At 40.3% G+C, this 13,104-nt stretch carries 17 protein-coding genes and 1 pseudogene; 5 read left to right on the top strand and 13 right to left on the bottom strand.

The genetic code is table 11. The features are described 5' to 3' along the window. Positions 1 to 150: 150 nt before the first annotated feature. The 12 genes from comGG to IGI54_RS03405 form a co-directional block, all read right to left on the bottom strand. Positions 151 to 501, bottom strand: coding sequence for a competence type IV pilus minor pilin ComGG (gene comGG, locus IGI54_RS03460; protein ID WP_071862164.1), 351 nt, complete (start codon positions 499 to 501; stop codon positions 151 to 153). Further along, complete coding sequence (gene comGF / locus IGI54_RS03455; protein WP_313630444.1) at positions 464 to 886, bottom strand: competence type IV pilus minor pilin ComGF; 423 nt, start codon at positions 884 to 886, stop codon at positions 464 to 466. The genes comGG and comGF overlap by 38 nt, the downstream gene beginning before the upstream one ends. After that, entirely contained in the window at positions 873 to 1,154 is a 282-nt protein-coding gene (gene comGE / locus IGI54_RS03450; protein ID WP_311900492.1) for a competence type IV pilus minor pilin ComGE, read from the bottom strand. Before comGE ends, comGF begins: the two co-directional genes overlap by 14 nt. Then, positions 1,132 to 1,599 carry a competence type IV pilus minor pilin ComGD gene (gene comGD, locus IGI54_RS03445; protein ID WP_246569676.1) on the bottom strand — a complete coding sequence of 156 codons (468 nt, stop codon included), beginning with the start codon at positions 1,597 to 1,599 and terminating at the stop codon, positions 1,132 to 1,134. Before comGD ends, comGE begins: the two co-directional genes overlap by 23 nt. Continuing rightward, positions 1,577 to 1,861: a competence type IV pilus major pilin ComGC gene (comGC, locus tag IGI54_RS03440; RefSeq protein ID WP_313630442.1), complete on the bottom strand. Its 285-nt coding sequence runs from the start codon at positions 1,859 to 1,861 to the stop codon at positions 1,577 to 1,579. The genes comGD and comGC overlap by 23 nt, the downstream gene beginning before the upstream one ends. Continuing rightward, a complete protein-coding gene (gene comGB / locus IGI54_RS03435) occupies positions 1,858 to 2,871 on the bottom strand; it encodes a competence type IV pilus assembly protein ComGB (RefSeq protein ID WP_430621166.1) in 1,014 nt (337 codons plus the stop codon). The genes comGC and comGB overlap by 4 nt, the downstream gene beginning before the upstream one ends. Continuing rightward, a complete protein-coding gene (comGA, locus tag IGI54_RS03430; RefSeq protein WP_430621165.1) occupies positions 2,831 to 3,787 on the bottom strand; it encodes a competence type IV pilus ATPase ComGA in 957 nt (318 codons plus the stop codon). The genes comGB and comGA overlap by 41 nt, the downstream gene beginning before the upstream one ends. Before the next feature lie 239 nt (positions 3,788 to 4,026). Continuing rightward, on the bottom strand, positions 4,027 to 4,677 hold the full coding sequence (gene trmB / locus IGI54_RS03425) for a tRNA (guanosine(46)-N7)-methyltransferase TrmB (RefSeq protein ID WP_430621164.1): 651 nt from the start codon (positions 4,675 to 4,677) through the stop codon (positions 4,027 to 4,029). 90 nt (positions 4,678 to 4,767) lie between these two features. Continuing rightward, a complete protein-coding gene (locus IGI54_RS03420; protein ID WP_071862171.1) occupies positions 4,768 to 5,550 on the bottom strand; it encodes a phosphotransferase family protein in 783 nt (260 codons plus the stop codon). An 89-nt stretch (positions 5,551 to 5,639) separates the two neighbouring features. Continuing rightward, complete coding sequence (gene dat, locus IGI54_RS03415) at positions 5,640 to 6,509, bottom strand: D-amino-acid transaminase (RefSeq protein ID WP_430621163.1); 870 nt, start codon at positions 6,507 to 6,509, stop codon at positions 5,640 to 5,642. A gap of 4 nt (positions 6,510 to 6,513) precedes the next feature. After that, positions 6,514 to 7,722 (bottom strand): ABC transporter permease, encoded by a 1,209-nt coding sequence (locus IGI54_RS03410; protein WP_430621162.1) that lies wholly within the window; start codon positions 7,720 to 7,722, stop codon positions 6,514 to 6,516. Further along, complete coding sequence (locus tag IGI54_RS03405) at positions 7,715 to 8,452, bottom strand: ABC transporter ATP-binding protein (RefSeq protein WP_216429620.1); 738 nt, start codon at positions 8,450 to 8,452, stop codon at positions 7,715 to 7,717. The genes IGI54_RS03410 and IGI54_RS03405 overlap by 8 nt, the downstream gene beginning before the upstream one ends. Before the next feature lie 179 nt (positions 8,453 to 8,631). Between IGI54_RS03405 and IGI54_RS03400 the strand changes: the two are divergent. The 5 genes and pseudogenes from IGI54_RS03400 to IGI54_RS03380 all read left to right on the top strand — a co-directional run. After that, positions 8,632 to 9,072, top strand: a pseudogene (locus IGI54_RS03400) (HIT family protein); the annotation flags it as partial. Position 9,073: 1 nt separating this feature from the next. After that, complete coding sequence (locus IGI54_RS03395; RefSeq protein ID WP_430621161.1) at positions 9,074 to 9,472, top strand: YtxH domain-containing protein; 399 nt, start codon at positions 9,074 to 9,076, stop codon at positions 9,470 to 9,472. A gap of 148 nt (positions 9,473 to 9,620) precedes the next feature. Next, complete coding sequence (locus IGI54_RS03390; protein ID WP_071862177.1) at positions 9,621 to 10,553, top strand: peptidylprolyl isomerase; 933 nt, start codon at positions 9,621 to 9,623, stop codon at positions 10,551 to 10,553. 98 nt (positions 10,554 to 10,651) lie between these two features. Further along, positions 10,652 to 11,479: an NUDIX domain-containing protein gene (locus tag IGI54_RS03385; protein ID WP_071862178.1), complete on the top strand. Its 828-nt coding sequence runs from the start codon at positions 10,652 to 10,654 to the stop codon at positions 11,477 to 11,479. 213 nt (positions 11,480 to 11,692) lie between these two features. After that, entirely contained in the window at positions 11,693 to 12,172 is a 480-nt protein-coding gene (locus IGI54_RS03380; RefSeq protein ID WP_430621160.1) for a DUF2798 domain-containing protein, read from the top strand. A gap of 67 nt (positions 12,173 to 12,239) precedes the next feature. Here the strand turns inward: IGI54_RS03380 and IGI54_RS03375 are convergent, their stop codons facing one another. Beyond that, positions 12,240 to 13,055 carry a prenyltransferase gene (locus tag IGI54_RS03375; RefSeq protein WP_430621159.1) on the bottom strand — a complete coding sequence of 272 codons (816 nt, stop codon included), beginning with the start codon at positions 13,053 to 13,055 and terminating at the stop codon, positions 12,240 to 12,242. Between the last annotated feature and the right edge of the window lie 49 nt (positions 13,056 to 13,104).

Here is a 13,104-nt window from a genome sequence, read left to right as displayed (position 1 = left end):
CTAATATAACACTCACAATACCTGTTCTATTTTAGCCGAGATATTCAAATTAATCAATCGCTTTCTTATTTTTATTAGGGATTTTCTAACTCAGAAAAAGGGAATTTTAGTAAACTTTTCTGTAGAATTTAAGCGTTTGCTAAAACTATACTACTCCGAAGAATTTGATGTTCCATTTTTTTCATAAAAATAATAACTTTTCTTTTCCATTTTTACCCGAACTACTAATTGCTCCTGACGTTTTTCATAAGTGATCACACCCTTATTAAAGGCCCATGACCCTTTTGCTGAGTCCAGCGTTTTATAATCCGCCAAAAATAATTCTTTGGCGATTCGGGCCTCATAAAGCTGTTGCGTCCGCTGAACCAAATCCGCCGTTTGATGATAGCTGACCGTTAATTTCAATAATAAAAAACTAAATAAAAAAATAGCCAATAAAACGGAGAGTAAAATCCCGCCTTGGCTATTGATAGATCCACGTCCCACTTTTTTGTTTTCCATCGGTAAAGGTGACGCGAAAATCGACTCCTTGATTGTTTTCTTGGCAAACAAATTCCTTCACTCCTGTCAGTAAGGGCTGATACCCTCCAGATTGATGCTTTACTATCTTTTTATTGACTGTGTTTATGACGACCGGAACAATGCGTCCTTTACTCTCTGTCTCTCCCACGATCTCATAGCGTGAGCTTTGTTTGTAATTTACATTTTCCATTTCATTATCTAACTGAAGTAAAAAAATTTCCCATTCTAATTGATGGTAACCGCTAAGAGCCTGCTCCATTTTATGAGCATGTTGGAGCAATCCGGAAAAAAGCAATAGCACGCCGCTCAGCATTAGCAGAGCGACTAAACATTCCAGCAAAGTGAATCCGCTATTTTTTGACAATCCTGATTCCTCCTTGATGATTATAGGCTCGGCCCTTTTCAAATGAAATTTCGATCTGGTCTTTGGAAGATTTTACCGAGTGCAACCGACAGCGTCTCGTCTCGTTGTATAAATCGCGATAGTTGGCCAACGATGCCAATCTTTCTTGACTTTCCTGCCGCAGCTCTGCTGTGACACCGACGTAACTGGTTACGAGGATTATCAAAATTACCAAGCTGATCAAACTCTCTAATAAAATATAGGCTTCATTTTCTTTCAAAGCGTCCACTTCCTAGTTGAAATTGATAGATGACTCGCTGCTGCGCATTGGATTCAGTAAAAATAACCCTTGGAATACTCCCTACGCCGATTTGCGTCGTGGAAATGTTCCCCTTTCCTGCACTAAATAGAATGGAATTTTCACTAACTAAGGTAATCGATTCGGGGACTTCTAATTGCCTCCAAGCTAACTTAGTATCGTTAGTAAAAAAGATAATAAGCTGCTGGTCTTGGTATAAATCAACCTGCGTTCCTCTATGATCCGTGATCGCCATCTGTTGCACATGCAAAACAGATTTTTCAAATTGATAGTAAAAGAAACGTTTTTCTAATTCTTCCTGCCAGCTTTTCAAAGCTAGTGTCGGCAGTAAAACAAAGCTGATAACGACGATTAAAACGATCAATAGTTCGATTAAGGTAAAGCCTTCCACGTCATTCCTTTTTTGCTTTTTCATAAACAGCATATTGCTTTTCATCAACATAGTCTTTTCCAATCAATTCCTCTTTAGTTGGCGTATGGCCATGATCCAATTCAAAAACTTGAATCTGCGTTTCGACTACTTTGACAATCGCTGCATCACTTTTCTTTTGCGCGGCATCTTTTTGATTGATTAATTTTGGCACGAACAACAACAAAAGCAGACTGATGATAAATAAGACGACGAGCATTTCTAAAAGAGTGAAACCCGGCAACTTTTTAGATACTATTTTTTTCATAGAATCCCCTCCAGATTAGTTAAGGGCAGCAACATGGTCACATACAGACTGACGATCAAAAGGGCGACGATCAAAAAAACCAAGGGTTGCAGCCAAGAACATAGAAATTCTAATTGATTGAAAAAACGACGCCAAACTAATTGACTATAGGTCAAGAGTTCTTTGCCTAAATTTCCTCGTGCTTCTCCTTGAAACACGATCCGGCTGAATTCTTTTGTCAAAAAAGGATATCGTTTTAGTTCCTCAGCTAAGGGATTGCCTTGAGCTAAACGAATCTTCAACTCGGCGGCCAGCTCTTGCATCAGCGACTGCCCATCAACTACTAGCAAACATTCAATGATTTGATGCAGCTCCAAACCTTGTTGAAAAAGCTTGCCCCACTCTAATGCGAAATACGCCGAATAATAATTGCTGAAAAGGTTTCCCACTAACGGAATCTGTGCCAAATAACGAAACCGACGCAAATAACTGTTTCGCTTGCCCCATTCCCGCCAGCCTAATAATGACAGTAACAGAACAATTAGTAGTCCCAGTCCGATGATCGGTACATGATTAATCAGCTGCACTGAAAAATCTTCCGCTTGGATCATGCCACTGGCTAACAGCTGCGGCAGCAGAAAAATGCGCATGCCTAATAAAATCATGATCAAAAATAGCAATAATAGTAGTGGATAGGAGACTGCTTTGAGAAAATTTTCTCGTTGCTTTTGTACCAATTTCATTTGCTGAGCGATCCCAACAAAGGTTTGAGCCAGATCGCCATGAGACTCGGCTAATTCAATTTGCAACACTTGGTCTGGAGAATAATTTAATTGAGCAAAACTCATTGCCAAGCTGTTTCCTTGATAAAGGTTTTGTTGAACAATTGATACGACTGTCTGGGAAAATAAATTGGCACTGAGAAAAAAGCCCAATGCTTGTTGCAAGCTAAAGCCGTTGGCCAATAAGTCTCCTAATAAATGGACAAAATCAATTCGTTGTTTGCGAGACAACTTGGTTTCTTTTCTCACTTTTTTCTAAACCTTCCTCCCAAGTAAAACGTAGCTCTTCTTGATAAAAGCGATAAGCCATCAACACTCCCATATCACCATTCGTTGTTGGCAAAAGTTCCTGATAAATGATTCCACGCAAACATTCCTTAAGTAAGGCTTTTTCTCCACCTAGCTCAATCACTCGTGCCTCAGCAGACTCCAAACTGGAGGCATGCAAGGTAGCGTATACACAATGACCAGTTAAAGCCGCACGAATCGCTCCTTGGATCGTTTTTGGATCACGGATCTCACCAATGATCAAAACATCTGGATGATGTCGCAATGACAGCTTAATTAGCTCATCGTAGTTTTGCTGAATTTTTTCATTGACTTGTAATTGTAAAAAATCAGGCTCTTCGATTTCTACAGGATCTTCAATCGTAATGACTTGTCCTTTGAGCTCTCTAGCTAACTTATACATTAAAGTTGTTTTTCCTGAACCTACCGGACCGCAAAATAAATAAAGCCCTCTTTTCTTGCTGTTATTTTGTAGGACCTCGATTTGTTCCGGCAAATGATAGAATTCTGGACTTTGACCAAACTGATGCAAAAAACGAATAACTAAGCTTTCCTGCTGCAAATAATCCCCAACCGTCGAAAGTCGTAAACGTTTTTCTCCTTGAGGCAAGAGGTAGGAGATCGCACCCAACTGAGCTTTACGTTTTTCACTCACGTCCATTTGACCCAAGTATTTAAACCGATTAATCAGCTGTAACGCAGTCGCAGTAGTCAATTCATTTTTTTCATAGGATAAGTTAGTATTTTTATATTCAAAGAAAGAACCTCGGCGGAAAAAGCAATGGTACATTTCTTTTTTGGGCAATAAATAAAAATCCTGCATCTGCTGATTAAAACCGTATTGGATTAATTCATCCGAAAGCTCTTCGATCTCCATTTTCTTTCACCTCACAAATAAGATACGTAAAAATTCTACTCCGTTTCTAACGATTAGAATTTTTTATTGGACTGTTCCTTTCAGCAGTCTAATAAAATAAAATCACCATAAAAGTCTGACTGGTACCATACTGACGCGTGAAGTAGAACACAAAAAAGAGCCGAGACATTCATTTGTCTCGGCTCTTTTTACGAATAAACGATGACTTAGAAGTGTGTTCTGTCCAGTCGCTTGCACGTTTATTTTGTTTTGTCTGGGAAACGGGCTTCTACCCGATAAATTGGCTGGCCTTTTTTTGAAAATTTTTCTTCATATTCAGTCATGATGTTGCCTTCATAATTACTTTCATGCAGATTCAAACACACTTGCTGCAAGGTCATACCATATTTTGAAAAGCTACTTAGTGAATACTCAAACAGTCCTTGATTGTCTGTTTTGAAATGAATTTCTCCGGCAGGTCGTAAAATTTCTTCATCCACTGCTAGAAAATTTGGTGAGGTCAAGCGGCGCTTTTCGTGCTTCTTCTTAGGCCACGGATCAGAAAAGTTCAAATAAATTTGATCGATTTCACTATCTGCAAAATAATTTGTCAGCTCCGAGCCGTCCACATGTAATAATTGTAAATTCGGCAATTCCGCTTCGACTAATTTATCTAACGCCAAAGAGATCACACTGACTTGCATTTCTACTCCGATATAATTGATTTCCGGATGAGCGGCGGCCATTCCGGTAATAAATTGACCTTTACCCATGCCGATTTCAATCTGGATCGGATGATTATTGCCAAAGCGTTCTGTCCAACGGCCCTTCCAAGCTTCAGGGTCTGCTACTACATATTCAGGTCGAGCTGCTAACATTTCTGCCGCGCCCGGACGATTTCTAACTCGCATTTTTTTCCTCCAAAGAATCTATTTATGTATCGTTCATAATAAAGAAACATTTTTCCAAAAAGCGGAAAAATGTTTCTTTTTCACCGAGCATCAGCTTCCGGCAAAAATTCGTTTTAATTGTAAGATGGATTGGTTCATGTGGTGAAATTCTTGGCGTTTATACTGACGAGCGATTTCTAATAACAAACTCATTAGGCCATACCAATAAACCCGTTCCATATTCTCATCCGTTGGCCGAATTCCATAGCGAACGAGCCACTTGCTCCAACTAGATAGCGGAACATAATTGCCTAAGATCGTTCCAATATCTAACGCCGGATCAGCAAACATCACCGAATCCCAATCAACTAAATATAAGTAGTTCGAACATACCAACCAATTTCGATGATTCACATCGCCATGAACGACGGTGTAATTTTTTTTTGCGTAAGTTGGAATATTTTTTTTCAAATAATCATAGACTAATTCAATGAAGCCGTTTTGTTTGATCATTGTCGGCAAATTCGCTTCATAATCCGCTAATAATTGTTGAGGCGAGACTTGTCGGCCGCCCATTTTTTTTAGCATCACTTTCAAAGAAGCCGAATGATGCAAATGATATAAAACATCCACGACATCGTTACGCTGAACGATTTCTTCCGGCTCAAGAATTCGTCCATCTAGCCATTCCTGAGCGGTCAAGGTGTCGCCATCCCCTGTTCGTTTGATCCAAACAAGCTTCGGTGCAATGCCTTCACGAGATAGAGCCGCCAACATTGGAGTGGTATTGCGTTTAATAAAGACACGATCTTCATCGCGATAGCCGATATACGTTTTTCCTGTATCGCCTTTGATCGGCTGTACACGCCAGTCACTATCCAACTGAAACTCCATGAAAAAGGCCCTCCCCTAGCATTTTAAACGTATTTACTATTGTAGTCTGGGAAGTCCGCTTCGTCAAGAGCATGTATGTTCTTCTTTGCCTATTTTTCATTTTGATGGGCTTGGGCAGCTAATTCAATGGCTTCAATATAAGCAGCCAGCAATTTTTTAGTGACTGGTCCCGGCATGCCATCACCGATTGCTTGATCATCAATTTCTACAATTGGCATGATTTCCGCAACGGAACTCGTTTTAAAGCATTCTTCCGCAGCTAATAATTCTTTTTCCGTAAAAGTTTCTTCTCGTAGTTCGATCTCTAAAACCTTAGCCAGCTGACGAATTTTTAATTTAGCGATCCCAGGCAAAATTAAATTTCCATCCGGATGGGTATAAAGCACACCGCCGCTAACCATCCATAAATTCGAAGCAGAAGCTTCCGTCACATTGCCATCACGAACTAAGACGGCTTCATCATAGCCTTTTTGTTGTGCCTCATCTAAGGCCAATAAATTTCCCAACAGGCTAATCGATTTAATATCACAATGAAGCCAACGTTTGTCTTCTACAAAGCCTGCTCGAATACCGATATTTTGCTTGGAAGCTGGTCGCGTTGCTGGTTGGATATCCGCCAGCAAGACTGGGGTCACTTCTTGCGGATCTGGAAAATCATGTAACCGTGGCTTCGCTGTTCCCCGCGTCACTTGGAAATAAATGCGAGCATTAGCTAATCCAACTTCTGCCGCTAGACGATGTAGCCGCTGACTTAGCTCTGTTCGCGTGAAAGGCAAGGTCAAACGAACCTTTTCCGCACTAGTCCAAAGCCGATCCAAATGTTCCTTTTCCATATAGAAACAGCCGTCATAAATTCGAATCACTTCATAAATACCATCGCCAAACTGATAACCCCGGTCTTCTAAATCAATTTTTACTTCTGATTCATCAACGATTCGATCGTTCCATAATACTTTCATTCACTCAGTCCTCCATTTTCTTTATTCTCGCCGGAAGATAAAACCAGCTAAACAAACCAATTTCTATTAACAACACAACAAGCAGCACGAAACTTTCAATGATTGCCAAATGAATCAAACTGCATAAGCTAAAAATAATTGCCGTCGCTACTAACAATAAAGTCAGCACCCTCTGCAAAGCGGCTTTTTTAAATTTACGCGCCACGGGATAAAGCTGGACCGCGCTGATGTAATCAAACTGACTGTACAAGGGGATCATTTGGAAGCCGATCAGATAAATAAATAGCAAGCTGACGCCGACAATAAAACGAAAATCATTTAACGAGACTAGCAACACCCCGCCAACCACTAATAACCGGAAAAACAAGCCGCCATATTCAGCACCACGCAAGGCACCACGGGCAAATAAATACAAATACGTATTTTCCTGCTTGAAGGCGATATTGGCTAAAAAGCCGTCTAGATATTTACGTCGCCGCACCTTCGCTTCCACCTCAGGAACATCGGTAAATAAATTAATAAACTGATAAATCCGATGCAGCCGCGCATTTTCACGGTCGATCATTTTACTCCAATCAAGCAGTCGGCTTTGTTCATTGGTCTGCCAATAAAAAAACAAGGCGACACACAAGGCTAAAATAAAACCCAGCCAAGCTGTAAGATATAAGCTAACGAAAATTGTCATCAAACTAACTGCGAACCATACAAACATTAGCCGTTGAGTCAAAGCATGGGTTTCTTGATAACAAGCGAGCCGCTGCAAGCGTAAATGGGCAAACTTCAACAGCCAAAGCAGCGCCACATAAAAGAAAAAAGTGACGAAACTGCTGTGATTCGCCAACACCACTAAAGGCATCAATGCGCCGCAGATTAGTAACTCTACTGCAAAAGGGAAACTGATCGAATGGACAAGGCTACGAGATAAATAGGGACCCATTTCTTTTTCCTTTGGCAATAAAAAAGTCATATCGGCCGGTTCCGCCAAGGTCGCCAATTTGCCAAAGGGCAAGATCAACCACCAAACGAGGCCGACGATCGGCAAACTCCAAGGAAAATCAGGTGGTAATTGCTTCAATAGATTCGAATAATAAAAGGCTAAGCCGCCTACTAAAAACAAACACACCAGAACAAAGTGATCATTCAGAACATAGCGCATGTACTTCATCATTTTTTTCTGATGTCGCTGGCTTCGCAACTGAAAAAAATCACGCATGCTCTTTCTCCTTCGTCAAGGCCAAGTATATTTCATCTAATGAAGAACCTGGCAAATTAAATTCCATTTGCAACTCTTGCAACGTTCCTTGCGCTCGAACCTCACCTTCATGTAGAACGACAAAACGATCACAATACTTTTCCGCCGTTGCTAAAATATGCGTAGACATTAAAATCGCCGCACCTTGTTCCTTCATCGCAACCATTAATTCTAACAAAGCATTGATTGCCAATGGATCCAGTCCTAAAAACGGTTCATCGATAATATAGAGGCTTGGTTGAATCAAAAAAGCGCATAAGACCATCACTTTTTGTTTCATTCCTTTAGAAAAATTCGTTGGGAACCATTCCAAACGGTTTTCTAAACGAAAAGTTTTCAATAAGACTTCCGCCCGCTGCATCGCCTCGTCTTTTGGGATACCATAAGCCATCGCGGTCACTTCGATGTGCTCCTTTAACGTCAACTCTTCATATAAAGAAGGCGTTTCAGGAATATAACCGATTTTTTTACGATATTCTTCCGGTTCTTGCTGCAAGGTCAAATCATCAACCGTGATATTGCCTTTTTGCGGCGTTAAGAGTCCGATGATATTTTTAATTGTAGTGGACTTTCCCGCCCCATTCAAACCGATCAGACCGATCATCTCACCATTTTTGACTTCAAAATTAATATCTTTTAAAACAGGCAAATGGCCGTAGCCGCCTGTAACATGTTGAATTGCTAAGCTCATTTTGTTCCCTCCAATTTCTTAGCTCATATTATACCAGAATCCTATAATTATTTAAGGATCGGCTGAGCTTTTCCCGCACAAGTAGAACAAGTTATGGTAAAGTTAAGGGAGCATTTACGGTCGTTGATTCTTTTTAAAAGTAGTCAAACGACAAAAAATAGAGCAATAATAAACGATCAGAAAGGATGTTTCTAATGGAAAACTGTATCTTTTGTAAAATCATCAACCAAGAAATTCCTAGCTACAAAATTTATGAGGATGAAAAAGTTTATGCTTTCTTAGACATCTCCCAAGCAACTAAAGGTCATACCTTAGTTGTGCCAAAACAACATGTGACCGATATTTTTGAATATGATGAAACATTGGCAGCGGACGTTTTTACCCGTATTCCTAAAATTGCCCGCGCATTAGAAAAAGCTTTTCCTGAAATGGAAGGATTAAATATTTTAAATAATAATAAAGAATTAGCCTATCAATCCGTTTTCCACTCTCATATCCATTTAGTACCTCGCTACAGTAAAAAAGATGACTTCTCGATTCACTTCGGCAACCATGCGGAACAGCAAAAACCGGAAGAGATGCAAGCAATCGCAGAAAAGATCAAGGAACAGGTGAACTAACATGGGATTGTTCAAAGGACTTTTATTTGGTGCTGGACTTGGAACCCTAGGTGGTTTACTTTTAGCGCCGCGAAAAGGGATCGAGACACGCGAAAAAATTATTATCAATACCCGTGAGCTAGTAGAATTGACCGATGAGCTGAATGATAATCTCACCGATTTCCGCGACTCCCTTGCTACGTTAAAGGAAACCTTCGATACATTGGTTCCCGCCTTTAAAACAGGGGCTGAAAAAGATGTGGAAGAGTTTCGCTTTCAAGCGGAGCCGCGCATCCAGCAGATCCAAGCACAAATTGAGAAAATCAATCAAGCACTCCCGCAACAAGGGGAAAGCCAAAAAGTGATAAAAAAAGGACGGTTTGCTTTAGAGCGGCCTAATCCAGCTGCCGAAGAGAAATAATTCTTCATTTTTGCGGCGAATTGTGTATTTATTGTGAATTTTCTCGGAAACTATTTTTAAGCTCTTCCTTTTGTATTTTTAGGTGTGTTATAGTGGAAAAGGAATAACAAGTGTAAGTAAATTTTAATTTAGGAGTTGTAATACTGAAATGAAAAAAAAGATTCTTTTAGCCACTGCCGGCTTACTTAGTGTTATTGTACTGGGTGCCTGTTCAGGAAGTTCAAATCAAGATATCGCCACAATGAAGGGCGGAAAAATAACCGTAGAAGACTTCTACAATGAAGCCAAAAAAGAACAAACGAACCAAAGCTTGGTTCGCAACATGATTATCTACAAAGTTTTCGAAAATGCTTATGGCGATAAAGTAACAGATAAGCAAATCGACAAAGAATACGAAAAATCCGAAAAACAAATGGGCGACAGCTTCGAAAGTCAGTTAAAATCTGCTGGCTACACAAAGAAAACCTACAAGGAATACTTGAAACAATCATTAGCCTTCCAAGAAGGTCTAAAAGCTCATGTGAAGATCACGGATAAAGATGTAAAAGCGGCTTGGGATTCATTCCACCCAGAAGTAACTGCCCGCATTATTCTTGCAAGCAGCGAAGATGAAGCTAAAGAGATCAAGAAACAATTAGATGACAAAGGTGATTTTGCAAAAATCGCGAAAGAAAAATCACAAGATTCAACAACTAAAGAAGATGGTGGTGAAATCAAATTTGATTCACAATCATCAACTGTCCCAGCTGAAGTAAAAGAAGCAGCCTTCAAGCTGAAAGATGGCGAAGTTTCAGATGTTATCACTTCAATGGACTCTTCTACTTACCAATCGAGCTACTACATTGTTAAAATGGAGAAAAATTCTTCTAAAGGCAATGACATGGACAAATACAAAAAAGAATTGAATCAAATTGCTGAAGATACTAAAATGGCTGACCAAACCTTCTCTTCTAAAGTCATCGCTGACGAATTGAAGAAAGCCAACGTGAAGATCAAAGACGATACTTTCGAAAATATCTTATCTGACTTCTTAACAACCAACAGCTCAAGCAAAAAAGCAACTACTGAATCAACGAAATAAGAGACACAAAAGGGGAATTCCAACAGGAGTTCCCCTTTTTTTGTTATTCATGCTACAATAAAGTCACGAATACTTATAAGAAAATGGGTGAAGATCGCATGAAACAATTTGCCTCTAAAGAAGCAGAAAAAGATTATTATGAACACGTCGCTGATGAAGCGGAATTCATCGCTTGGTATAAAGAACAAGACCAACCTGAATACGACAAGCCTTCGGTCACTGTTGACATCGTGATCATGGGTTATAACAAAGAAGAAGATCAATTAAAAATCTTATTGATTCAACGTCGGGGAAATCCTTACCGTAATTCTTGGGCGCTGCCAGGTGGTTTCGTTGAACGAAATGAATCAACCAACGACAGTGTCCGAAGAGAAACAGAAGAAGAAACTGGCTTGACGATTGGTCGGAAAAGTGTGGAACAGCTCCATACCTTCAGTACCCCGAATCGCGATCCCCGCGGCTGGGTGATCACTGTCAGCTATTTAGCCTTTATCGGGCAAGTTCCCCCCACTGCTGGCGACGACACGCAAGATGCCCGCTGGTTCAATCTTGAGCGTCACGGTGAAACCATCAGCTTGACTAGCGATGACATTTCCATTGAGATCGAGTTGGAAGCTGGGAAATCCATCGGTAAAGACACGCTCGCCTTTGACCATAATGAAATCATTCGTAAAGCCTTCAATCGTGTGCTTAACAAAATGGATCACGAACCTTTGATCTTGCAAGTATTAGGCGAAGAGTTTACGATCACCGAAGCCAGAAAAGTTTTTGCTAAATTTTTAGGCGTGGACTTTAAAACAGTCGATCACTCGAATTACAAAAAAGCGATGCTGCAATATTTTGATGAAATCGGCGAACGTCCTGTGGGAATTGGTCGTCCATCTAAAATATATCGCTTAAAAGACGAGATCGGCGAAAAAAAATAAAAATTTTACTTACATCAAAAGAAAAAATGTGTATATAATGGAAACAGCAAAAATTTGTCTTTCCATAACGCAGTGAAGATCCCTAAGTGGCCGTCGTAGCGAGTTATTCGACAGCCACTTTTTTGTGCGTTCCACTTCTTACTGAGATAGGAAGTAGAATCAGATAGGCAGTGAGAAAAAACTGGCTGCCTAATCAAAAGGAGGATTTTTATAATGCCAAAAAATAAAAGAGAAAGTCTTATCTATACGTTGATGATGTGTTTCGTAATGGTGCTGTGGATGAGCATTTACAACGTCGGTTTACATAGCGGCGAAGTTAGCTGGAGCGTCTTGAAAGCCAGCTGGCTCGGTATGCCATTAGCTTATTGCTGTGCACTAGTCTTAGACTGGTTCGTCGTCTCCGGACCCGCGAAAAAAGTTGCTTTTCGTCTGCTTCCAACTTTCGCCAGTCCGTTAAAAACAGTCATGACCGTTTCTACCTGTATGGTTCTGCCGATGGTTTTTTTCATGTCATTATATGGCGCTATTGAAGGCTTGAGCCATACACAAGCATGGAATCAATTGTTGCTTCTTTGGGGAACGAATATTTTAAAAAATGTTGTTATGGCCCTACCTTTCCAATTACTCGTTGCTGGCCCTTTGGTACGAAAAGTTTTCCGTAGTCTATTCCCAGAAGGAACCGTCTTAGCTTAGTAAATAAACTCGTCGAGAACACGTTTAGCTTGTGTCCTCGGCGAGTTTTTTAATAGAATATCAACTTCTATTTCTCTAAATTTCGCAAAATCTCTTGATAACGTTTGGTCGCCAGCTCACTAGGCTGACCTTTTTGACAAAAGCTTAACTTTCTTAATTTAGGAACGACTCGCTCCACAATAATTTGATGATCTACTAGTTTCGCTTGCAGTGTTTCAAAGGCTTCTTTAAAACGGTCGTCATTACGGGCCTTTTCATAGAATGATAAAACATACAGATAATAAAATAAATCATAACCACGAAACGGATACTCCACTTGCATGAACAAAGTGCCGATACCGTAATGACATGGACCTAGCGGTAATTTTGTTTCCCAATGACTAAGCAAAAATTCTACCGCCTCATCCAATTCTGATTCCTCCACAAAATTTGTGCGCCGAAATAATTCCAGCCCATTCAGCGTCGGTAACGGATTGGAAAATTCCGTTTCCGGTACCTTACCAAAATAAAATTTTTTACACCACCATCCGCCATCCGCATGTCGAGTATCCAGCAAGTGTGCCAGCGTTTGTTTCATTCGCGGGTCCTCCCCGTGACCCAAACGAACTAGCAAAGTGGCCGCCGGAATCGTTTGACAAGGAAAAGTCGCCCCTTTAGGATAAAGCTTAAACTCACCAGGCTCACGCCAACTTTCCCACAAAAGTTCCGCAACTTTTTGTAAAATAGCCGTTTGCGGTTCCATGCCCACTTCCAATAAATATTCCGCCGCTTCTAAACACGAGAAAGGTGCTCCCTTCCCCAAGCGTCGATCCTCTGTTGTCCAATAATCCCATCCTTGATCATAGCGGTGATCTAAAATAATTTGAATGTCTGCTTCCTTCATTTCCTTCTCCTATTTAGGCTTTAAAATTTTTTAAATCGTTCTTCTTTTA

The organism is Enterococcus sp. DIV0800 (genome assembly GCF_050559735.1).
Taxonomy (GTDB): domain Bacteria; phylum Bacillota; class Bacilli; order Lactobacillales; family Enterococcaceae; genus Enterococcus_A; species Enterococcus_A devriesei.
The sequence above is the reverse complement of the archived record's forward strand: the minus strand, read 5'-3'. Positions and strand labels throughout refer to the sequence as shown.

What these genes read in the sequence shown, in the direction of transcription:
- IGI54_RS03410 (WP_430621162.1), bottom strand. Translation starts at nt 7,722, where the DNA reads ATGCGTGATTTTTTTCAGTTGCGAAGCCAGCGACATCAGAAAAAAATG.
- IGI54_RS03390 (WP_071862177.1), top strand. Translation starts at nt 9,621, where the DNA reads ATGAAAAAAAAGATTCTTTTAGCCACTGCCGGCTTACTTAGTGTTATT.
- IGI54_RS03375 (WP_430621159.1), bottom strand. Translation starts at nt 13,055, where the DNA reads ATGAAGGAAGCAGACATTCAAATTATTTTAGATCACCGCTATGATCAA.
- dat (WP_430621163.1), bottom strand. Translation starts at nt 6,509, where the DNA reads ATGAAAGTATTATGGAACGATCGAATCGTTGATGAATCAGAAGTAAAA.
- comGA (WP_430621165.1), bottom strand. Translation starts at nt 3,787, where the DNA reads ATGGAGATCGAAGAGCTTTCGGATGAATTAATCCAATACGGTTTTAAT.
- comGG (WP_071862164.1), bottom strand. Translation starts at nt 501, where the DNA reads ATGGAAAACAAAAAAGTGGGACGTGGATCTATCAATAGCCAAGGCGGG.
- IGI54_RS03420 (WP_071862171.1), bottom strand. Translation starts at nt 5,550, where the DNA reads ATGGAGTTTCAGTTGGATAGTGACTGGCGTGTACAGCCGATCAAAGGC.
- IGI54_RS03385 (WP_071862178.1), top strand. Translation starts at nt 10,652, where the DNA reads ATGAAACAATTTGCCTCTAAAGAAGCAGAAAAAGATTATTATGAACAC.
- IGI54_RS03380 (WP_430621160.1), top strand. Translation starts at nt 11,693, where the DNA reads ATGCCAAAAAATAAAAGAGAAAGTCTTATCTATACGTTGATGATGTGT.
- IGI54_RS03405 (WP_216429620.1), bottom strand. Translation starts at nt 8,452, where the DNA reads ATGAGCTTAGCAATTCAACATGTTACAGGCGGCTACGGCCATTTGCCT.
- IGI54_RS03395 (WP_430621161.1), top strand. Translation starts at nt 9,074, where the DNA reads ATGGGATTGTTCAAAGGACTTTTATTTGGTGCTGGACTTGGAACCCTA.
- trmB (WP_430621164.1), bottom strand. Translation starts at nt 4,677, where the DNA reads ATGCGAGTTAGAAATCGTCCGGGCGCGGCAGAAATGTTAGCAGCTCGA.
- comGC (WP_313630442.1), bottom strand. Translation starts at nt 1,861, where the DNA reads ATGAAAAAAATAGTATCTAAAAAGTTGCCGGGTTTCACTCTTTTAGAA.
- comGD (WP_246569676.1), bottom strand. Translation starts at nt 1,599, where the DNA reads ATGAAAAAGCAAAAAAGGAATGACGTGGAAGGCTTTACCTTAATCGAA.